Source organism: Tardiphaga sp. GW822-FHT04G09 (assembly GCF_058800725.1).
Genome location: NZ_JBXAMO010000003.1, coordinates 216,494 through 237,181, shown reverse-complemented (window position 1 = coordinate 237,181; position 20,688 = coordinate 216,494). Strand labels below are relative to the sequence as shown.

The following is a 20,688-nucleotide window of genomic DNA, read 5'->3' as shown; positions in this document are numbered from 1 at the left end:
GTTGCGCGCCGGAACCAAATGTCGCAGCGCCGCGTTTCGGAATTGCTGCAACCGGAGTTCCCCAATGAGCCTCCTGAAATGGGCGCTGATCTTCTTTCTGATTTCCGTCGCCGCCGGCGTGTTCGGCTTCACCGGCATCTCCGCCGCCACGGCGGATGTCGCGCGCGTGCTTTTCTATATCTTCCTGGCGATCTGCATCGTGCTGCTGCTATTGGGGATCACGATCTTTCGGGCCTGACGCGCCGGGCGGCGCGCCAATCCGGGATCTAGTGAATGCCGACGCCGACCAACCGATCGACCAGCGCGCGGTCGGCGGTCAGCACATCCGGCTCGCCGCTCCAGCTGGTCCGGCCCCGCTCCATCACCATGACGCTGCTCGCGAAATCGAGCGCGCGCTCGATCTGCTGCTCGACCAGAATGATGGTGACTTCGCTGGTCGCGGCCAGCTGCGCCAGCAATGCCATCAGCTCGTCGCAGATCACGGGCGCGAGACCTTCCAGCGGCTCATCCAGCAACAGGATCGAGGGCTTGCCCAGCAGGGTCCGGGCCATCGACAGCATCTGCTGCTCGCCACCCGATAATTGCTTGCCATAATTGCCGCGACGTTCGCGCAGACGCGGAAACATCGCATAGGCCTCGTCCAGCGCCGACGCCGGCCTGCCCTTCAGCCCGGTGCGCAGATTCTCCTCCACCGTCAGCGAGGCGAAAATGTCGCGGGTCTGCGGCACATAGCCAATACCGAGGTCGGCGCGCGCCGAGGTGCGTTTGGCCGTGACGTCCTGATCACCGATCCTGATCTCGCCGCCATGGCGCGTCGTCAGGCCCATCAGCGTTGCCAGCAGCGTGGTCTTGCCCATGCCGTTACGGCCGAGCACGGCGAGACGGTCGCCGGCCTTCACCGAAAACGAGATGTCCTCGATGATCCGCGTCGGGCCGTAGCCGGCGCTCAGGTTCCGGATTTCAAGTGGCGCGGCGGGCATCGGCATAGCTCCCCAGATACGCGCGACGCACTTCGTGATCGGCGGTGACGGCGTCAGGCGATCCCTCGAATATCAGCCGCCCGGCGGCCAGCACCAGCACGCGCTTGGCAAACTTGAACACCAGATCCATGTCGTGCTCGATCATCAGGACGGCGATATCCGCCGGCAGACGATTAATCGCGTCCAGTATCTTCGGTGCTTCGTCATGCGGTACACCGGCGGCGGGCTCGTCGAGCAGCAACACCTTCGGATGCAGCGCGAGGCCGATGGCAAGCTCGATCAGGCGTTGCTGGCCGTAAGCGAGTTCAACCACCCTGCGATAGGCCAGATGATCGAGACCGAGATGGCTCAGGATCTCACTCCATTCGGCGCGGACTTCCGGCAATTCGGTCGAGCGAGAGAAGAACCGCCGTGCAATGCGCTTGCGTTGCATGATTGCCAGCGCAACGTTGTCGGCGACCGTGAGATTGGCGAACAGGCGCGTGGTCTGGAATGTCCGAACCAATCCGCGACGCACGCGATCGGGAATGCTGAGATTGGTGATCTCATCACCGCCCATGAAGAACTGGCCTCCGCTCGGCACGATGTCACCGGTAATCAGGTTGACCAGCGTGGTCTTGCCGGCACCGTTCGGCCCGATCAGCGCGACACGGTCACCCGCAGCGAGCTTGAAATTGACGTCGCAGGTGACCTGCAATCCGCCGAACGAACGCGAAACGCCACGGGCTTCCAGGAGATCGCTCATGCCGCGCTCCCCTTGCGCCTGAGGCGGGAGGCCAGCGACAGCGTCGGTTCGATCAGGCCGCGCGGTGCGAATACCACGATCAGGATCAGCAACAATCCGACCAGCGTCATCCAGTGGAACGGATTGGCTGCAGCGACGATGTGCTCGAAGATCATGAAGATGATCGTCCCGGCCAGCGCGCCCCACAGATGCCCGGCGCCACCGAGCACCAGCATCACCAGCACTTCGGCCGAGCGCTCGAAACTGACGCTATCGAGGCCCACTACTCCAGTGCTGATCGCTGTCAGTGCGCCGCCGACGCCAGCCACCGCGCCAGCCACGCCATACATCAGCACGAGACGCGGATAGATCGAGACGCCAATCATCCTGGCGCGTAGGTCGTCGTCCTTGATGCCACGGCACATCAGACCGAATGGCGAGCGCACGAAGCGCTGCAGCAGCACGAAGACAATAACCAGCACGCCCAGCGAGAACAAAAATGCCGTGCGGCTGTACATGTCGAAACTGAAGATGCCGAACACCTTACCCGGTGTGATACCGGACAGGCCGTCGCTGCCCCCGGTCAGCCACGACAGCTTGTTGGCAAGCGCGGCCACCAATTGCCCCACGGCAATCGACAGCACCAGTTGCGGCAGCCCGCGAAACCGCGTGATCAGCGCGCCGGAGATCAGCCCCATGATCGTACCCGCAAACACGCCGACCGCCAGCAATGCGACAGGATCTGTAATGCCACGCACGCAAGCAATGCCGGCGGCATAGGCGCCAACGCCGAATTGCGCGGCATGGCCGAGGGTGGCGACGCCGCAATAGCCGGTGACCAGATCGAGCGACAGCACCAGGAATGCGATGCCGATCAGCCGCGTCAGGAACGCCAGATCGTCCGGATACAGAAAGTAGCCGATGGCACCGAGCGCGATGATGCTCAGCGCACCTGCCGCTTCCTGACCGAAGGGAATGTTGCGCTTGTGCGGAACGTGAGTCACGACGATCTCGCTCATGCGTGCGACCTGCCGAACAGGCCATGCGGAAACAGGAACACGATGAAGATCACCGACAGATAGAAGAAGAAGTCGCCGAACTCCGGCGCAAGATATTTCCCGGTGGTGTCGGCGAGGCCGAGCAGCAGCGAGGCCGACAGAGCACCAAGGATCGAGCCTGCGCCGCCGACAGAGACGACGACCAGGAACGTCACCATATAGCGCAGCGCATAGAACGGTTCGATCGGCAAGATCTCCGCGCCGACCACGCCACCGAATGCACCGAGCCCGATCGCCAGCGCGAAGGTCAGCGCATAGATGATTTCGGTGCGGATGCCCAAGGCGTCCGCCATACCGCTGTGATCGACCGAGGCACGCAGCTTGATTCCGAATTCCGTCTTCTCGATCAACAACCACAACGCCAGCGCCGTAATCACGCCGCAGGCGATGACAAAGATGCGATGGGTCGGCAGCATCCGGAAGCCGATATCGAGCGGGCCGCTGAGGGTCTGTGGCAGCGGAATCGATTTCAGCGACGGGCCGAAGATGAAGTTGACGATGCCAATGATGAAAAACGTGATGCCGATGGTCATCAGCACCTGAATCAGCGGATCGGACTTCCGGTAGATCCGGCGGTACAGCAGAATCTCGAACGGAATCGAAACGACGATGGTGCCGATCACTGCCATCAGTATCGCGACGCTGTAATGCACATGCAGGTCGCGGATCGCATAGGAGGCCAGATAACCGCCAATCATGGCGAAAGCGCCATGGGCGAGGTTCACGACGCGCATCAGCCCCATCATGATGGACAGGCCGATGGAAATGATGAACAGCACCATGCCATAGGCGACGGCGTCGGTCATGATGCTGAAGATGGTGCGCATGATTGATCCTATACCGAAGCAGCGACCGAACGCCATTCCGGCGACTGCGGCAAGGCGTCATGGACGACCGCGCCACGCACCATGGTAAGCAGCACCTGCGTCTCTTTCAGAGGGAGGCGCTCGGCGGCGAAGGGATCGCGATCAAGGGCGATCAGATCGGCCGCCATGCCCGGCATCAGCGTGCCGCGCCAGTTGTCCTGCTTCATCGCGGTGGCGCCACCGACCGTATAGCTGTGAATGGCTTCGCGGACGCTGATGGCTTCACCCTGCCCGATCGGCGCACCGCTGTCCGAGGCGCGGCTCACCGCATCGGCGATGCCATCCCACGGAGACCACGACCCGGTCGGCGCATCCGAGCTGGCGATGTAGGCAACACCCGCGTCGATCACCGAGCGGCCGGGATAGCAACGGTCGGCGCGCGGACCGAAAGCGCCGGCAATCGAGCGCCGCATCCGGGTGAGGAAACTCGGCTGGGTGACGACAAGCGCGCCCAATGCCTTCATCCGTGCCAGTCCACCAGCGGGCGGCACGAAGTAATGCTCGATGCGATGCCGGGCATCGGCGCGGGGATGCGCCGCCTGCGCCTTCTCATAGGCTTCGATGATGCAGTCGATGCCGCGATCGCCGGTACAATGAACGGCAACCTGCCAGCCGTCCGCATGGGCCTCGGCGATCACGCGCTGCAGCTCGGTTTCATCGCGCATGAACATGCCGCGGGATGGCGTATCGAAGAAATCCTCGCTGACCGCCGACGTTCGCGCACCGACGATGCCATCGGCGAAATATTTCAGCGTCATGGACTGCCAGTCGGCGTCTTGCGTTGGCATCAACCCACGTGCCGCCGCTTCAGCCGGGTCGAGCTGGTTCATGAAGCCGAGCCGCATTGGCAGCACATCGCCATTTGCGCGGATCTCGTTCCAGATGGCGAATTCGTCATCGAAACCGACGGTGAATCCAACCGCGGCTTCCACGGCAGCGACAAGACCGAGCCTGGCGCTGTCGGCAATTGTCGCGCGCAGAGCCGCAGTGAGCTCATTGCGATCCATCGGCGGCGCGGCACGGAAAATCAGTTCGGCCGCGCTTTCTTTGGCGCTGCCGTCCAGTCGGCCGTCCTCGGAGCGCCCGAACGTGCCGCCTTCCGGATCGGCGATAGCATCGTCGATGCCCAGCAGTCGCAGCGCGGCACTGTTGACGACGGCGACATGACCGCAGAAGCGGCGGATCAGCACCGGATGATCGGGAATGACGGCATCGATCTCGGCACGTGCCGGCAGCCGGTGTTCGGTCAGACCGTTCTCATCGAGGCCAGCACCGTAAACCCATTTGTCTGACGGAATGGCGCCTGCGCGTGCAACCAGCAGATCAAGCACGGCAGATATCGTTGGTGCATCGCGCGGCGTCACCGGCACCTGCAGTCGCGCATGAGCGATGGCAAACAGATGGATATGCGCGTCGGTAAGGCCGGGAATGACGGTGGCACCCGCGAGATCGATCGTCTCATCGGCGGATGGCGCAACATCCGCGGCGCCGATCCAGACCACCTTGCCATCGCTAACGACGATGCTGTCCGCGGGAGCTTCATCCCAGGCAGAACGATAGATGCGGGCGTTGATCAGTCGAACGGTGTGCGCGGACTTGGTCATCAGAAAGAAAATCTCATATCGCGCATCCCGTCGATGTCATTCCGGGACGTCCTGAAGTCGGCGAAGCCGACGACAGGGCAGACACCCGGAATCTCGACGTGTTCATCTCATCTCGGGATTCCGGGGTCGCGCGCAGGTTGCGCTGCGCACGCCCCGGAATGACAATAGTATTACTTCGTGCTCAACGCCCAGTCCGGCTGATCGGCGAAGGTCTGGCTTTCCTTGTTGATCAGCTTGCCGTCCACCTTCTCCACGCTACGCAGATAGACGTTCTGGCGAATGTGACGCGTCGTCGGATCGATCGACACCGGACCGCGTGGGCTGACCCACTTCATGTCCTTGACGGCATCAACTGCCTTGGCGGGATCGCGCTTGCCGTCGGTGGCCTCGATCATCTTGTAGATCAGGCGCGCGCCGTCATAGGCAGCGACCGATGTCATGGTGACTTCGTCGAGATTGCCGCCGCCCTTCTTGATGGTGGCAAGGAAGGCCGCGTTTTCCTTGGAGTCGTGCGACACCGAATAGTGATAGGTCGAGAGGATACCGATGCCGGCATCGCCGATATTCGGCAGATCGGGTTCGGTGACGACGTCACCGGTCGACATCAGCTTGACACCGCCGGCCTTCAATCCGTTGTCGATATAGGCCTTGACGAAGCCCAGCGTCGGCGGCCCGGATGGCAGGAAGGTGAAGATGGTGTCCGCGCCGGAATCCTTGATGCGCTGCATGATCGGGCTGAAGTCGGTGGTGGCGAGCGGAATGCGGATCGCTTCGACCACCGCGCCGCCCTCGCCTTCGAACGTCTTCTTGAATGCCGCTTCGGCATCGACACCCGGACCGTAATCGCTGACCGCGATGGCCACCTTCTTGGCACCGTTCTTGAACGCAATTTTCGCGGCAGGCACCGTGTTCTGCCACATCGTGAAGGAGGTACGGACGATATAGGGGCTCTTCTCGACAATCGACGAGGTCGCCGCATTCATCACGATCAGCGGCGTCTTGGATTCTTCCAGCAACGGCGCGATGGCCATCGCGTTCGGCGTGAAATAGACGCCAGCGAGATATTGCACCTTGTCCTTGACCAGCAGCTCCTGCGCCAGCGCCTTTGACTTGGCGGGGTTCGGGCTCTCTTCATCGCGATAGATGAATTCGACGTCATGCTTGCCTGCTTTGGTGCCATGCTCGGCGACCCAGGCATCGATGCCCATCTTGAAGTTCTTGCCAAACAGCGCGTAAGGGCCCGACATGGTGCCGATCACGCCGACCTTGATGGTGTCGGCAGAGGCCGTGCCGGTCATCAGGCCGAGAATGGCCAGTGCAAGAATGGAGTGGCTGCGTCTGTTCATTGCGGTTGTCCCCGTTGGAAAGTTAAGAAAACTATTGGCAAACCTGTATTCAATAAACGTGCCGAGATGGCCCGTTCGATCCGGCGTCAGCGCGCCAAAATGACGCCTCAGAACATCTCGAAATATTCGCGCTGCTCCCAGTCGGAGACTTCCGCCTGGAAGCGATCGATCTCGGCATTCTTGATGTGGGTGTAATAGTCGACCATCGTCGCGCCCATCTTCTCGCGGAAGAACGGATCCTCCTTGAGCGCAAAGGTCGCCTCGCGCAGCGACTTCGGCAACAGATCTGCGTTGGTCTCGTAGGGCGTGTCGGCCGACGGGCCTGGATCGAGCTTGCGATCGACGCCGTCGAGACCCGAGAGAATCTGCGACGACATATAGAGATAGGGATTGGCCGCAGGCTCGCCGACGCGGTTTTCGATGCGCGTCGCGGAATCATTCAAGCCGCCGAGCACACGCAGCATCGCGCCGCGATTGTCGCGGCCCCAGATTGCACGATCCGGCGCCAGCGAATAGGAGCGATAGCGCTTGTAACCGTTGATCGTCGGCGTCGTGAAGACCGTTGCGGCGCGCGCATGCGCAAGAAGCCCCGCGAGATAGCCTTGCCCGAACGATGACAGCGGCTGCGTGCCCTCGGTCGGCATGAACGCATTTGCGCCGGTGGCCCGCGACACGATCGATTGATGCAGATGCCAGCCCGATGACACGACATTCGGGATCTTCGGCCGGCACATGAACGTCGCGTGATAGCCGTGGCGGTGGGCGATCTGCTTCACGGCGCTGCGGAACAGCACCATGCTGTCGGCTGGCGTCAGCCCCACCGTCGGCGCAAAAGTGAATTCGCACTGGCTCGGGCCGTATTCGACTTCCACCGAACGCAATGGAAGACCAAGCGCAATCACATCACGCCGGATGATTTCGAGCACCGGCTCCATCTGATCGTAACGCTGCTCGGTGAGGTAGTTGTAGCCGTGCGAGAGCAGACTGACCTCCGGCGGATTACCGGGTTGGCCGGCATCTTCCGGCTTCATCCGGTTGTTCTCGACATTGAAGATATGAAACTCGACTTCGAGACCGGCGACGAAATCGTAGCCGCGATTGCCGAGATCGCCGAGCACCTTCTTGTAGAGGTTGCGCGTCGCGAACGGCACGGGACGGCCGTCGGAAAAATGCACGTCGCACAACACCCAGCCGGTCTCAGGCGCCCAGGGCAGAATCCGAAACGTGCTGGGATCGGGGATCATCAAGACGTCGGCCGCGCCCTGCATTTCGGGAATGCCGAAGCCGCCCCCGGCGGTGAACACCGGAAACACCGTCTTGTGCGAGGTGTCCTTGGCGAACATCGTCGTGGTGATGGAGCAACCGCTTTCGAGACAACGCAACGCCTCGCTGGCGATCAGCGTCTTGCCGCGCAGGATGCCGTGCTGATCCGGAAACGACAGCCGGATCACTTCGAGCTTATGCTCTTCGACCATGCTGCGCAGCCGGACGGCTGCTTCCTTCTGCTCCGCGGACCACAAACCGTGACGTTCAACGAAACTCAACGCACTCTCCCGCGGCTGTTCTGATCGATTTTCACTCTGCCGCCGGCAGGTGGATGACATTGGATCCAGGCTCGGTCTGGTCCGCTGGCGCCGCCGCCATCCACGGCGCACCGCGGCGACGGGCCACGTCGACTTCCATCCAGTAGGTTTCCCAGCCCTTGGTCGGCCCGATGCCGTCCATGGTGCCCGGACCCTGGATGCTGCGCGCGGTGTCCGCATCGAGGGACATCATCGGCTTTTGACCACCAGCGACCTTCTCGATCTCCGCACGCAACAGCTTGCGATAGGCGATGATCGCCTTGTCGCTGGAGCCGAGATGCTCGCGGGTGCGATCCTGGATCTTGCCCATCGACTCCACCGCCCACTGGTCGTGGACATTGATGTCGGCGCCCATGCCGGTATAGGTCTCGTGCTTCTGCTCGTGCGGATTGAAACCGTAATCGTTGGTCTTGTTCTTGCGCGACGTATAGTTCGGCAGCTCGTAAAGTTCGAGCCGCTGGTCGGTCATCTTCTTCTTGTCGACCGGCTGGGTGTAGCTGGTGAAGATCGCGTACCAGTAGCAGTTCTCGTCATCGACCGGCACATGCCACTGGGTGATGGTCATTTCCGTGCTCATGGGAATGACAAAACCATGCGGGAACAGCTGGTTGGTGACGCGGACATGGGTGCGCTCGTCGTCGAGCTCGCGCAGCGCGATCAGGCGCAGACCGTATTCGGTCGACTCCACATTGATGATCGGGCGATCATATTCGCGCAGGATCTTGGTCATCGGCAGCTCAGTGCCAGCGGACGCGCCGCGGAATTGCTTGCCGTAGGACGCCTTGACGTCCTCGTCTTCGAAGAAGCGATGCAGGAACGAGGCATGGGCAGGATCGATGCCGACTTCCAGCGCCTGCAACCAGTTGCATTCGAACAGGCCCTTGAAGGCGAAGGTGTACTGGCCGGGTGCGGCGAAACAGTCGAGCTCCGGAAATGCCGGCGGCTCGCCTTCGCCCAGATAAGCCCAGAGGATGCCGCCCTTCTCGACCACCGGATAAGCGCGCTGCTTGATGCCGGCGCAGAGTTTCGAGGTCTTCGGCTCGGCCGGGGTCTCCAGGCACTTGCCCTCGACGTCGAACAGCCAGCCATGAAATGCGCAACGCACGCCGCCGCCTTCGAGACGGCCGAAAGCGAGGTCAGCACCGCGATGCGGACAGTCGCGATCGAGCAGGCCGTAACGGCCCTGCTCGTCGCGGAACAGCACGAAATTCTCGCCCAGCAATTTGACCGGACGGATCGGACGATCCCCTTCGAGCTCATCGACCAGCGCCGCCGGCTGCCAGTATTGGCGCATCAGCTTGCCCGCGGGCGCCTTGGGGCCGATGCGGGTGATCAGATCGTTCTGCTCTTGGCTCATCATGGCAAAATGTCCTTTTATAACTCTGGCGATGCGCCGCTTAACGCTGGAATACAATCTTGCCGCCGACCATCGTCATATCGGCGGTGATGTCCTTGATCTGGTCGTCCGGCACCGTCATGAAGTCGGCGGAGAGAACCACGAGATCGGCCAGCTTGCCGGCCTCCAGCGTCCCCTTCCGCGCCTCCTCAAACATGTAGCGCGATGCTGCACTGGTATAGAGGCGAAGCGCCTGTTCGCGCCCGATCGCTTCGGACGCGCCATAGACCTGGCCGGCCGGGTCCTTCCGCGTCACCATAATATACATCGTGAGGAACGGGTTTAGCGGGTTGACCGGGAAATCGGTGCCGGCGCCGAGATTCTCCAGTCCCATTTTCTCGATCAGGGTGCGAGTCGGCACCGCACGATCCGCTGTCGGCCTGCCGAGGAAACGCGCGACCGTCGCCGCCTTGTCCCACATGAAGGCGTTCTGGAAATCGATCCGCGCCCCGAGGCGGCGCGCCCGCTCCATCTGTTCGGGGCGGATCAGGCTGGCATGGATCAAAACGAAGCGGCGGTCCTTGATCGACTTTTCCTTGTCGGCGGCTTCGAACGCATCCAGCACGTGATCGACGCCGAGGTCGCCCACGACATGTACGCCGACCCGCCAGCCACGAAGGTTGGCGATCGACACCAGCTGCTTCAGCCGCTCGGGCGTGACCTGCGCGACCCCATGATAATCGTCATGCGAGTCCGGATAGGCGTCGCGCATCATGGCCGTCTTCAGGGTCATGCCGCCGTCGTAGAAGATCTTGATGCCGCCGAGCTTCAACCAATCGTCGCCGAAACCCGAGGTCGCGCCGTTGCCGCTCATGATGGCGTCCCACCCGGCAGAGTCCGCGGGCGGCTCCGGTCGAAACATGGTTCCGACCCGCACCGTCGCATCGCCTGCCAAAGCGAGCTTCTGCAGGATCTGCGTGTCACGCGCGCTTGTCGCGCCCTCGACGACGCTGGTGATACCGAGGCGGTTGAGCGCCGCCTCGGCGAGACGATATTGCCGCAGTTCCTCGTCTTCGGTGAAGGGCGGCACGATGTTCTCGACCAGCGGGATCGCCGTCTCGACGAGCACGCCATTGATGTCGCCGCTCGCGTCCCGCTCGAACGCGCCGCCGGCTGGATCCGGCGTATTCTTGCTGATGCCCGCCTTCTGCAAGGCCAGCGAATTGGCCATCGCAAAGTGACCGACGGTCCGCAGATAGACCGGATTGTTGGGGGACACGCTGTCGAGCTCCTGGCGGGTCAGGTAGCGCTTTTCCGCCAGCTGCGACGGCGGATGCCAGCCGCCGGTCGTGATCCACGCGCCGGGCTGCTTCTTCGCAACAAACGCCCGAATGAGATCGAGCGCGCCGGCCACGTCCCTGGCGCCGCCGAGATTGACCACATAGTCGCCGAGCCCCGCCGCTCTGAAATGCGCGTGGGTGTCGATCAGGCCGGGGACGACCGACTTGCCGGCGAGGTCGATGACCCTGGTCTGCGGACCCGCCAGCGGCTTGATCGCGGCGTCGCTGCCGACCGCGAGGATCTTGCCGTCGCGGATGGCCAGCGCTTGCACGATCGTCGATTGGCCGTCGAGGGTGAGGATCTTGCCGCCCGTCAGGACGATCTGGGGCGCGTTCGGGTCTGATTGCTGCGCCACAGCCGGCAGGACGGCGGCACCAATCGCAATTACTCCCGCAATCAGAAATTTCCCACCCAGATGCATCTCGCCGCCCCATCAACAATGTTCAATAGACGAACTAATGTGCGAATATTATCGTTAGACGAATTCCAGGCAAGCAGAATTTTACAGCATGAACTGATGCGTTATTGAGCAAGTGCAGCAATTCACGCCCAAAGCATCGCCTTGCGCAGAACGAACACTTGTTCAATATACGGACGCAATTCAGGAGCTGATGATGTCGAACACTTTGAATTCGTGTGCGGATCGAACCCAGGGAGCGCGCTCGTGAGCGGCCTCGTGATTGTCGGCGCCTCTTATGCAGGCGTCCAGGCGGGCATCAGCGCGCGCGAGAAGGGCTATCAGGCGCCGATCCGCATCGTCGCCGATGAAATCCATCTGCCCTATCAGCGCCCGCCATTGTCGAAGGCGTTTCTCTCCGGCGACGTCGCGCATAACAGCCTTTTCCTCCGCGGCGAAGACTATTTCAAGACCCAGGGCATCGACCTGGTGCTGGGTCATCGCGCCGTCGGGCTCGACCGCGCCGCCGGCCGGATCGCACTGGAAGGCGGCGACAGCCTGCCCTTCGACCAACTCGTCATCGCCACCGGCTCGCGCGCACGGCGCCTCGGCGTGCCCGGCCATGAGCGCGACGGCATCGTCTATCTACGCACCCTCGATGACGCACAGCACCTGAAGCCGCGACTCGAAGCGGCCAATGATGTCGTTATCGTCGGCGGCGGCTTCATCGGCCTCGAAGTAGCGTCGACCGCCGCCAAGGCCGGCAAGAAGGTGACGCTGATCGAGGCGCAGTCGCGCCTCCTGGAGCGCGCGGTGTCGCCGCTGATTTCGCAATTCCTGCTCGACGCCCATCGCTCCCACGGCCTCGACATCCGCTTCAACGAATCCGTCGTCGCCATCGAAGGCAACAATGCGGTGCATGAGGTCGTCTGCTCCAGCGGGCTGCGGGTGCGGGCTGATCTCATTGTCGCCGGCATCGGCGGCATCGCCAATGATGAGTTGGCAGCCGAGGCGGGCATCGTCTGTACCAATGGCATCGATGTGGACGAGCATGGCTTGAGCAGCGCGCCGAACGTCTATGCTGCCGGCGACGTCAGCAATCACTACAACTCATTCGCGGGCCGCCGCGTGCGCCTCGAAGCCGTGCAGAACGCCACCGATCAGGGCAAGGCCGCGGGCGCAATGATCGCCGGCAAGCCGGAAGCCTATGATGCGGTGCCGCGTTTCTGGTCGGATCAATATGACGCCAAGCTGCAGATCGTCGGTCTCTCTGCGCCGACCGACAGCGCAGTGATCCGCGGTTCGATGGACGACGGCAAGTTCTCGGTCTTCTACTATCGCGAAGGCAAGCTCACCGCCGTCGACAGTATCAACCGGCCGGGCGACCAGATGATCGCACGCCGCCTGATCACCGCGGCGCTGTCGCCGACGCCGGAACAGGCCGCCGACCTGTCATTCGATCTGAAAAAATTCGAAGCCGGCAAATAGGGCGGACCCACGGCTCATGCCCAAGATCAAGCGTCCCGACGACGAACGCGGCAATACCGACTTCATCGAGAGCCTCGATCGAGGCTTGCGGGTGTTCGAATTGTTCGGCGCACATTCGCGCCCGATGACGCTGAGCGATGTCGCCAAGGCCGCCGAGCTGCCGCGCGCCACTGCCCGGCGCATCCTGTTCACGCTGGAGCGCAAGGGTTATGTGACCAGCGACGGCAAGCTGTTCGCGCTGTCCCCGCGCGTCCTGGCGCTGGCCGGCTCCTATATGACCTCCAATCAGGTCGTCACCATCCTGCAGCCCGTGCTCGACAGCATCTCCAGCGCTGCGCAGGAGATTTCGTCGCTCGCGGTGCTCGAGGGCCATGAGGTGATCTTCGTCGCCCGCGCCAGCCCGGCGCGGGTGTTTTCCGCCGGCATCGATCTCGGCTACCGGCTGCCGGCCTTCTGCTCGTCGGTGGGCCGCGCGATGTTGGGCAAGTATTCCAACGACGACCTCACCGCCGCGCTGGATGCCATGGACCTCGTGGCGATGACGCCCTTCACGGTAACCGACAAGGAACTGCTGAAGGCCACCATCATCACCGACCGCGAGAAAGGCTATTCGCTGGTCGATCGCGAGGCCGAGCCGGGCTTCCGCTCGATCTCAGTGCCGGTGCGGCGCTACGATGGCGCCATCGTCGCCGCCATCAATATGGGCGCCCATGTCGACCGCGTCTCCACCGGCGAGATGATCGATCGCTTCCTGCCGCTGCTGCGCGATGCCGCCAACTCCGTGAAGCCGCTGCTGCTTTGAATGCTCTCCCCTCATCCAGAGGAGCGGCCACTTGGCGCCTCCTCACCATGACGTCCGAGATTGAACACGCACCAGGAATTGTCGTCTCATGCCTCATCTCGTCATCGAATACTCCACCGACGGTCATGGTGGCCTGTTCGACGCCACCAGCCTGATGCAGGCCCTGCATGACGCAGCCGCCGCCACCGGCGTGATGCAGGCGGCGGACATCAAGGTCCGCGCGATGGCCTATGCGGATTACCTGCTTGCCAGGGAGCGCGACGGCTTCTGCCACCTCACGGTGTCGATGCTCGAAGGTCGCTCATCCGCGCAGAAAGTGGCGGTGAGCGAAGCGCTACGTGCCGCGATGGTCAGGCTGCTGCCGCAGACGAAGAGCCTCAGCGTCGATATCCGGGATATGGACTCCGTCGCCTACAAGAAGCGGCTGAACGAGTAGAGCCGCGCTGACTGCCTTCTCCCCGCCTGCGGGGAGAAGGTGGGCGCCGCGAAGCGACGACGGATGAGGGGGAGCCTCCGCAGGCGCAGAGCGAATGGAGAGCCCCCTCACCCGACTTCCACGCGCTTCGCGCGTTTGCAGTCGACCTCTCCCCGCAAGGGAGAGGTAAGGCACTCCTCCAAACGAAACCGGCGCGGCATCCCCTGGGAATGCCGCGCCGTTCTCAATTCAGGTCGGCTGCGGTCGCCTCGTGGGCGACCGCGCCGGAGGTCCGCTTAGACCGCGTCCTTCGCAGCCTTGACCGGGCGAGCGCGCACGATCTTGCGGGCCGGCTTGGCCTTGAAGGTCATTGCTTCGCCGGTGAAGGGGTTGGTGCCCTTGCGTGCCTTGGTGGCGGGCTTCTTGATGACGACGAACTTGGCGAAGCCGGGAACGAGGAACACGCCGCTCTTCTTCAGCTCTTTGTAGCCGAGGGTCGCCATGGTCTCGATAACGCCCTTGACGTCCTTTTTCGAGAGCTCAGTGGTCTCAGCGATTTTCTCGATGAGCTGCGACTTCGTCATTTGGTCTGCCATTTTGCACCTTTTGGTTTGCCGTGATTCGGTGAGACAGACACTATGAGGAATCACGGGAAAAAACCCGTGCTCAATGAAATTTTCACAGATTTTGCCGGGAAAAATGGTGTTTTTTGACCACCAGACCCCGATTCGACTTGTACGGCAGGGTTTCGGGACCCTCGCAAGCGCAAAATACTTGAAACAAGGGGCCTACGGATTCGCCGCAGGCGCCGGAAACGCACCGCCGAAATCACCCCCGGATTGGCGCCCTCACCACATGGTCTGACGCGCCCTTTCCGGCCAGGCGCGATCATAGTCGATGCCCCCGACCCGGCGCTCGCTCATCTCGGCCAGGATCTCGCCAGGTGTCGGCAAGGTCCCGGGATCGATGCGCTTGTCCGGGTCCCAGAGGTGCGAACGGACAATGGCCCGGGCGCACTGGAAATAGATCTCCCCGACCGTCATCACGATGACTGTCCGCGGCGCCTTCTCCGCGACAGCGAAAGAGGCCAGCAGCGCAGGATCGGCCGACAGATGGGCCTCGCCGTTGATACGCAGCGTCGTGCCGGAGCCCGGGATCAGGAACAGCAGCGCGATCCGCGGGTCTCGCACAATGTTGCGCAGGCTATCGACGCGGTTGTTGCCGCGGCGATCCGGCATCATGAGTGTCTTCTCGTCATGGATACGGACGAAGCCCGGCAGGTCGCCGCGCGGCGAACAGTCGAGCCCCTCGGGTCCCGATGTCGCCAGAGCGACGAAGGGCGACACCTCGATCAGCCGGCGATATTGCGCCGTCACGCGATCCGCAACCTTGGCAGTGGAGGCCTCGCCGATGTCATCGAACCGGCCGTAGATCGCTTCGAGCTGCTGGATGGTTTCGATCACCGACATGGCCACACTCCCCCACCCGTATCTATTGACCCCTGATGACGCGTATCAGGTCATCCGCATGATCTTCCGCGACACCGATATTGTTGATCGTGACGTCGGCACCTGATGTCTCGACGCTGCGCTTGAGCCGATCGCCGATCGGCCCATCGCTTGAGCGTCCCCGCGCCGCAAGGCGCGCCGCACGCACTTCCGGCGGCGCCGTGATCGACACAACGACGACATCTTCATAGGCGGCACGTAGTGCCGGGATAACCGTCCGTGAGATATTGGCAACGACATTCCGGCCGGCGCGAAGCGCATCATCGATCGAGCGCGGAAGCGCGTAACAAAGACCATGCGCTTCCCAGTGGACGGCGAAGGCGCCGCTGGCTTGTGCCTGACGGAACACCTCCGGCGTGACCTGCGTATTATTCTCGAATTCCGACGCCTCGCGCGTGACCACGCGGCGCGTGAACACCACATTATCGTCATCCGCGCAGGCCGCCTGCGCCAGACCGATCAGCGTATCCTTGCCGGCACCGGATGGGCCGACCACCAGCACCAATCGGCCAGGGCCGATCCGGCCTGCCTGCGCTCCGGACATCGCCGCGGTGTCGGTCATGCCACGCGATGTCCTTCGCGCCAGACGCTGCGCACCACCGGCACATCGTGCGCCACGTGAACGCGGATCACATCGGCGCGCTTGCCGACCGCGATCTCGCCGCGGTCCATGAGGCCAACGGCTTCCGCGGGCCGTTTGGTCACCGTGCGGATTGCACTGGCGAGATCGATCGATGGCACTTTCGTCGCGAGCTGCAAGGCGCCCATCAGAAGGCTCGACGGCACATAGTCCGATGACAGGATATCCAGCATGCCTTCACGTGCGAGATCGATCGCCGCGATATTGCCGGAATGTGAACCATTGCGAACGACATTCGGCGCCCCCATCAGGATGCCGACACCGGCTCTGTGCAGGCCCTGTGCAGCCTCCAGCGTGGTCGGGAATTCCGCCACCGAGACCTTGTCTCCCACGGCTTCGGTCACATTGTCTTCCGTTGTGTCGTCATGGCTCGCCAATGGAATATTTCGCTCGTGGGCCAGTGCCACGATCGCGCGCATATTGCCGGCCGCATATTGCTGCTGACAGGCTAGGCGCTGCGCGAACATCACATCGAGCTCGGCATCGGACTTGCCGCCCTTGCCGCGATAATAGGTGCGCAGCTTCTCCTCATCGCGGAACTGGCGCTGGCCGGGCGTGTGGTCCATCAGCGACATCAGCCGGACGTTCGGCTTCTCCAGGAGCGCCTTCGCTTCCTCGACCACGGTCGGCATCGGAATCTCGCAGCGCAGATGCAGGAAATGATCCACCCGCAAGAGGCTGGCTTCCCCGGCAGAGGCAATGGAATCCACCAGCACGCCGGCATAGCTGTCGATCCCCTGGCTCGAATCCTCGCATCCGACCCGCACCGAGTCGAGCACCGTGGTAATGCCGGAGGTGGCAAGCTGACCATCATAGGAGACCACCGCGGCGATCGGATCCCAGAATACCTTCGGCCGCGGCATGAAATGCGCTTCGAGATGGTCGGTGTGCAATTCGACGAGACCCGGCATGACCAGATCGCCGCGCATATCCTCGCTGCCGCGCGGCGCATCGCCCTCGCCAAATTCAGCGATGCGACCGTCAACAAAGGCAATCCAGCCTTTGTCGATGACGCGGTCGGCAAGAACGATCCTGGCGTTGCCGATGACGGTTTCGGTCGATGATGCAGTCATGGTTCTCTTTCTCAAGCAGCAGCGGCGGCGAATGATGCGACGTCCACCAGCCGGTCGGCAATCAGGTGCCGCACTTCGTCGTCATGCACAATGGCAACCATGGCAACACCGGCCCGTTTTTTCTCGGCGACCAGTTCGACCACCACCGCGCGATTGGCGGCATCGAGCGACGCAGTCGGTTCATCCAGCAACAGGATCGGTAGATCGGAGATAAAGCCGCGCGCGATATTGACGCGCTGCTGCTCGCCGCCGGAAAAGGTCGAGGGCGGCAGCCTCCACAGCCGCTCGGGGATATTGAGGCGACGGAGCAACACGCCCGCGCGCGCCTGCGCTTCCTCGCGCGTCACACCAGCAGCGAGCAACGGCTCGGCGACAACGTCGATCGCCGCGACGCGCGGCACCGCGCGCAGGAACTGGCTGACATAACCGATTGTGTCGCGACGCACATTCAGCACCTGCCGTGGCTCCGCGGTCGCGATATCGACGATGTCGCCGTTGTGACGCACACCGATGGTGCCGCCATCGCAACGGTAATTGCCGAAAATCATCTTCAGGATCGAGGATTTGCCCGCACCCGATGGGCCAGACAGCACCACACATTCGCCAGGTGCTACGTGAAACGAGACGTTGCGCACGACAGGGAGGCGGATGTCGTCCTGCAAATGCATGATGAAGGTCTTCTCGGCGTTGCGGATATCGATCATGGGAATCATATTGACCTCACGCCGGCAGGATCGAGGAAACGAGCAGTTGCGTATAGGGCTCGCGGGGATCGTCGAGCACCTGATCGGTCAGGCCCGTCTCGATCACACGCCCGCCCTGCATCACCATCACACGATGCGACAGCAATCGCGCTACCGCGAGATCATGCGTCACGACGATGGCCGAGAGACCTAACTCGCTGACCAGCGTGCGCATCATATCCAGCAAGCGTGCCTGCACCGACACGTCCAGGCCACCAGTCGGTTCGTCCATGAAGACGAGCCGCGGTTCAGTGACGAGATTGCGCGCAATCTGCAGCCGCTGCCGCATGCCGCCGGAATAGGTCCGCGGCGCATCGTCGATACGCTCAGGCGAAATCTCGACGCGCTCGAGCCAGGACATCGCGGTGTCACGAATCTTGCCATAGTGGTTATGACCGACAGCCATCAACCGCTCGCCGACATTGGCGCCGGCCGAGACCGCCATGCGCAGACCCATCGCGGGATCCTGATGCACGAAGCCCCAGTCGGTACGGAACAGGAAGCGCCGCTCGGCCTCGCCCATGGTAGCGAGGTCTCGGGTCACGCCATCGCGCATTCGGTAAGAGACGCTGCCGGTGGTCGACGCCAACTGGCCGGAGAGAATCTGCAGCAGCGTCGATTTTCCGGAGCCGGACTCGCCGACAATGGCCAGCACTTCGCCGGAATAGAGTTCGAACGACACGTCGCGACATGCCGCAAGACGGCCATAAGATTTCCCCAGGTTTGCCGCAACAAGCAACGGCTCGTCGCTGGCAGGCACGGGCGCGGCGCGGTGAGTTGAATTCGCCGTCACATCAAGCATTTGCGCTCTCCGCATAGGGCGCAGCATTCTCGCTGCCGCGGTGTCCCTGTGATTGCCGCGTTTCGCAGTAGTCGGTGTCGGAGCACACGAACATCCGGCTGCCCATGTTGTCGGTGACGATCTCGTCGAGATAGCTGTCCTCGGCGTTGCATAGCGCGCAGCACGCCTTGTGCTTGTAAGGCTCGAATGGATGGTCTTCGAAATCCAGCGACACCACCGACGTATAAGGCGGGATCGCATAGATCCGCTTCTCGCGGCCGGCGCCGAACAGCTGGAGTGCAGCGCAGTTGTCCATCTTCGGATTGTCGAATTTCGGCGTCGGCGACGGGTCCATCACGTAGCGCGCATTGACCTTGACCGGATAGGCATAGGCCGTTGCGATGTGGCCGAAGCGCGCAATGTCTTCATAGAGCTTCACATGGATCAGCCCATATTCACCGAGCGCATGCATGCGGCGCGTTTCGGTCTCGCGCGGCTCGAGGAAGCGCAGCGGCTCCGGGATCGGCACCTGATAGACCAGCACCTGATGCGCCTGCAGTGTCGCTTCGGGAATGCGATGCCGGGTCTGGATCACCGTGGCATCGCTCGTGCTCGTGGTCACCGCAACGCCTGCGGTCTTTTCGAAGAACTTGCGGATCGAGATCGCGTTGGTCGTATCATCCGAGCCCTGGTCGATCACCTTCAGCTTGTCGACGGGGCCGAGGATCGCCGCCGTCACCTGCACGCCGCCGGTGCCCCAGCCATAAGGCATCGGCATTTCGCGGCTGGCGAACGGTACCTGATAGCCGGGGATCGCGATGGCCTTGAGAATGGCGCGGCGGATCATCCGCTTGGTCTGCTCGTCCAGATAGGCGAAGTTATATGTCGGCGCGTTCATTCCGCGGCCTCCTGAAGAGCAACTGGCGTCTCGTTGGCGTCGGCGAATTCCTTGCGCAGCTTGCGGAGCAGGCCGAGTTCGGATTGGAAGTCGACATAATGCGGCAGCTTCAGATGCTCGACGAAACCGGTCGCCTGCACATTGTCGGAATGCGACATGACGAATTCCTCGTCCTGCGCCGGCGCCTTGATGTCCTCGCCGAGTTCGCGCGCGCGCAACGTGCGGTCGACCAGTGCCATCGACATCACCTTGCGCTCGCTCTGACCGAAAGCGAGGCCATAGCCGCGGGTGAAGCAGGGCGCCTCGGTATCCGAGCCCTTGAACTGGTTGACCATCTGACACTCGGTCAGCGTGATCGACCCGAGCGGCACCGCGAAGCCGACATCCTCGGCCAAGAATTCAACCTCGACCTCGCCGAGGCGGATTTCGCCGGCGAAAGGATGGTTGCGGCCATAGCCGCGCTGCGAGGAATAGCCAAGAGACAGAAGAAACCCTTCATCGGCCCGCGCGAGATTCTGCAGGCGCAGATCGCGCTCTGCCGGGAAGCTCAGCGCGTCGCGCGTGAGGTCGCCGACCGGCTTCTCGGGGTCTTCCGCCGGCGACGCTTCGATCAGACCATCGCGGCCAAGAATATCGGTGACGCGCGGCATCACGCCCGGCTCTGCATCGGCCATAGCCGGCTGGTCGGGCGAGGATTCTCCGGTCAACACCGGATCGAGCAGACGATGCGTATAGTCGAAGGTCGGACCGAGCACCTGGCCGCCCGGCATGTCCTTGAAGGTCGAGGAGACGCGGCGGCGCACCTGCATCTGCGAGGTATCGACGGGCTCACTCGAGCCGAACCGCGGCAACGTCGCGCGGAAGGCGCGCAGCAGGAAGATCGCCTCGATCATGTCGCCGCGCGCCTGCTTGATGGCCAGCGCCGCGAGCTCGCGGTCATACAGCGATCCTTCGGTCATGACGCGATCGACAGCGAGACCGAGCTGATTGGAAATCTGTGCCAGCGATACTTCCGGTACATCGCGATCACCCCGGCGCTCGTGGGCCAGCAGACGATGCGCATTCTCGATGGCGCGTTCACCACCCTTGACGGCGACATACATGC

Annotated in this window: 21 protein-coding genes; 4 read left to right on the top strand and 17 right to left on the bottom strand. The window is 62.7% G+C overall.

Annotated features, from left to right (window positions below; translation table 11 throughout):
- The first annotated feature begins 64 nt into the window (after positions 1 to 64).
- Complete coding sequence (locus AC1RLZ_RS07860) at positions 65 to 238, top strand: DUF1328 domain-containing protein (RefSeq protein WP_371424275.1); 174 nt, start codon at positions 65 to 67, stop codon at positions 236 to 238.
- A 28-nt stretch (positions 239 to 266) separates the two neighbouring features.
- Here AC1RLZ_RS07860 and AC1RLZ_RS07855 read toward each other — a convergent pair whose 3' ends face one another.
- From AC1RLZ_RS07855 to AC1RLZ_RS07815, 9 genes are all read right to left on the bottom strand, one after another.
- Entirely contained in the window at positions 267 to 980 is a 714-nt protein-coding gene (locus AC1RLZ_RS07855) for an ABC transporter ATP-binding protein (RefSeq protein ID WP_493188183.1), read from the bottom strand.
- Entirely contained in the window at positions 961 to 1,725 is a 765-nt protein-coding gene (locus tag AC1RLZ_RS07850) for an ABC transporter ATP-binding protein (RefSeq protein ID WP_493188182.1), read from the bottom strand. The genes AC1RLZ_RS07855 and AC1RLZ_RS07850 overlap by 20 nt, the downstream gene beginning before the upstream one ends.
- Positions 1,722 to 2,723 carry a branched-chain amino acid ABC transporter permease gene (locus tag AC1RLZ_RS07845; protein WP_493188181.1) on the bottom strand — a complete coding sequence of 334 codons (1,002 nt, stop codon included), beginning with the start codon at positions 2,721 to 2,723 and terminating at the stop codon, positions 1,722 to 1,724. Before AC1RLZ_RS07845 ends, AC1RLZ_RS07850 begins: the two co-directional genes overlap by 4 nt.
- Positions 2,720 to 3,589 (bottom strand): branched-chain amino acid ABC transporter permease, encoded by an 870-nt coding sequence (locus AC1RLZ_RS07840; RefSeq protein WP_493188180.1) that lies wholly within the window; start codon positions 3,587 to 3,589, stop codon positions 2,720 to 2,722. The genes AC1RLZ_RS07845 and AC1RLZ_RS07840 overlap by 4 nt, the downstream gene beginning before the upstream one ends.
- An 8-nt stretch (positions 3,590 to 3,597) precedes the next feature.
- A complete protein-coding gene (locus tag AC1RLZ_RS07835; RefSeq protein ID WP_493188179.1) occupies positions 3,598 to 5,232 on the bottom strand; it encodes an amidohydrolase in 1,635 nt (544 codons plus the stop codon).
- A 170-nt stretch (positions 5,233 to 5,402) separates the two neighbouring features.
- On the bottom strand, positions 5,403 to 6,578 hold the full coding sequence (locus AC1RLZ_RS07830; RefSeq protein ID WP_371424281.1) for an ABC transporter substrate-binding protein: 1,176 nt from the start codon (positions 6,576 to 6,578) through the stop codon (positions 5,403 to 5,405).
- A 107-nt stretch (positions 6,579 to 6,685) separates the two neighbouring features.
- Positions 6,686 to 8,122 carry a glutamine synthetase family protein gene (locus tag AC1RLZ_RS07825; RefSeq protein WP_493188178.1) on the bottom strand — a complete coding sequence of 479 codons (1,437 nt, stop codon included), beginning with the start codon at positions 8,120 to 8,122 and terminating at the stop codon, positions 6,686 to 6,688.
- 31 nt (positions 8,123 to 8,153) lie between these two features.
- Complete coding sequence (locus tag AC1RLZ_RS07820; RefSeq protein ID WP_371424283.1) at positions 8,154 to 9,521, bottom strand: aromatic ring-hydroxylating dioxygenase subunit alpha; 1,368 nt, start codon at positions 9,519 to 9,521, stop codon at positions 8,154 to 8,156.
- Between the two features lie 37 nt (positions 9,522 to 9,558).
- Positions 9,559 to 11,259: an amidohydrolase gene (locus AC1RLZ_RS07815; protein WP_493188177.1), complete on the bottom strand. Its 1,701-nt coding sequence runs from the start codon at positions 11,257 to 11,259 to the stop codon at positions 9,559 to 9,561.
- A gap of 243 nt (positions 11,260 to 11,502) precedes the next feature.
- Here AC1RLZ_RS07815 and AC1RLZ_RS07810 point away from each other — a divergent pair, with 243 nt between their 5' ends.
- The 3 genes from AC1RLZ_RS07810 to AC1RLZ_RS07800 all read left to right on the top strand — a co-directional run bounded on the left by AC1RLZ_RS07810 (position 11,503) and on the right by AC1RLZ_RS07800 (position 13,961).
- Complete coding sequence (locus tag AC1RLZ_RS07810; RefSeq protein ID WP_493188176.1) at positions 11,503 to 12,723, top strand: NAD(P)/FAD-dependent oxidoreductase; 1,221 nt, start codon at positions 11,503 to 11,505, stop codon at positions 12,721 to 12,723.
- A 16-nt stretch (positions 12,724 to 12,739) separates the two neighbouring features.
- Complete coding sequence (locus tag AC1RLZ_RS07805) at positions 12,740 to 13,525, top strand: IclR family transcriptional regulator domain-containing protein (protein ID WP_371424286.1); 786 nt, start codon at positions 12,740 to 12,742, stop codon at positions 13,523 to 13,525.
- Between the two features lie 88 nt (positions 13,526 to 13,613).
- Positions 13,614 to 13,961 (top strand): 5-carboxymethyl-2-hydroxymuconate Delta-isomerase, encoded by a 348-nt coding sequence (locus AC1RLZ_RS07800; RefSeq protein WP_493188175.1) that lies wholly within the window; start codon positions 13,614 to 13,616, stop codon positions 13,959 to 13,961.
- Positions 13,962 to 14,236: 275 nt separating this feature from the next.
- Here the strand turns inward: AC1RLZ_RS07800 and AC1RLZ_RS07795 are convergent, their stop codons facing one another.
- From AC1RLZ_RS07795 to AC1RLZ_RS07760, 8 genes are all read right to left on the bottom strand, one after another.
- Positions 14,237 to 14,536 (bottom strand): HU family DNA-binding protein, encoded by a 300-nt coding sequence (locus AC1RLZ_RS07795; protein WP_068735221.1) that lies wholly within the window; start codon positions 14,534 to 14,536, stop codon positions 14,237 to 14,239.
- A gap of 252 nt (positions 14,537 to 14,788) precedes the next feature.
- Positions 14,789 to 15,409: a pyridoxamine 5'-phosphate oxidase family protein gene (locus AC1RLZ_RS07790; RefSeq protein WP_493188174.1), complete on the bottom strand. Its 621-nt coding sequence runs from the start codon at positions 15,407 to 15,409 to the stop codon at positions 14,789 to 14,791.
- A 22-nt stretch (positions 15,410 to 15,431) separates the two neighbouring features.
- Positions 15,432 to 16,010, bottom strand: a complete 579-nt coding sequence (phnN, locus tag AC1RLZ_RS07785) for a phosphonate metabolism protein/1,5-bisphosphokinase (PRPP-forming) PhnN (RefSeq protein WP_493188173.1) — start codon at positions 16,008 to 16,010, stop codon at positions 15,432 to 15,434.
- Positions 16,007 to 17,161, bottom strand: coding sequence for an alpha-D-ribose 1-methylphosphonate 5-triphosphate diphosphatase (locus AC1RLZ_RS07780; RefSeq protein ID WP_493188172.1), 1,155 nt, complete (start codon positions 17,159 to 17,161; stop codon positions 16,007 to 16,009). Before AC1RLZ_RS07780 ends, phnN begins: the two co-directional genes overlap by 4 nt.
- An 11-nt stretch (positions 17,162 to 17,172) precedes the next feature.
- A complete protein-coding gene (gene phnL / locus AC1RLZ_RS07775) occupies positions 17,173 to 17,874 on the bottom strand; it encodes a phosphonate C-P lyase system protein PhnL (RefSeq protein WP_493188171.1) in 702 nt (233 codons plus the stop codon).
- 7 nt (positions 17,875 to 17,881) lie between these two features.
- A complete protein-coding gene (gene phnK / locus AC1RLZ_RS07770; RefSeq protein ID WP_493188170.1) occupies positions 17,882 to 18,706 on the bottom strand; it encodes a phosphonate C-P lyase system protein PhnK in 825 nt (274 codons plus the stop codon).
- Complete coding sequence (locus AC1RLZ_RS07765) at positions 18,699 to 19,583, bottom strand: alpha-D-ribose 1-methylphosphonate 5-phosphate C-P-lyase PhnJ (RefSeq protein ID WP_493188169.1); 885 nt, start codon at positions 19,581 to 19,583, stop codon at positions 18,699 to 18,701. The genes phnK and AC1RLZ_RS07765 overlap by 8 nt, the downstream gene beginning before the upstream one ends.
- Entirely contained in the window at positions 19,580 to 20,686 is a 1,107-nt protein-coding gene (locus AC1RLZ_RS07760; protein ID WP_493188168.1) for a carbon-phosphorus lyase complex subunit, read from the bottom strand. The genes AC1RLZ_RS07765 and AC1RLZ_RS07760 overlap by 4 nt, the downstream gene beginning before the upstream one ends.
- Positions 20,687 to 20,688: the final 2 nt, after the last annotated feature.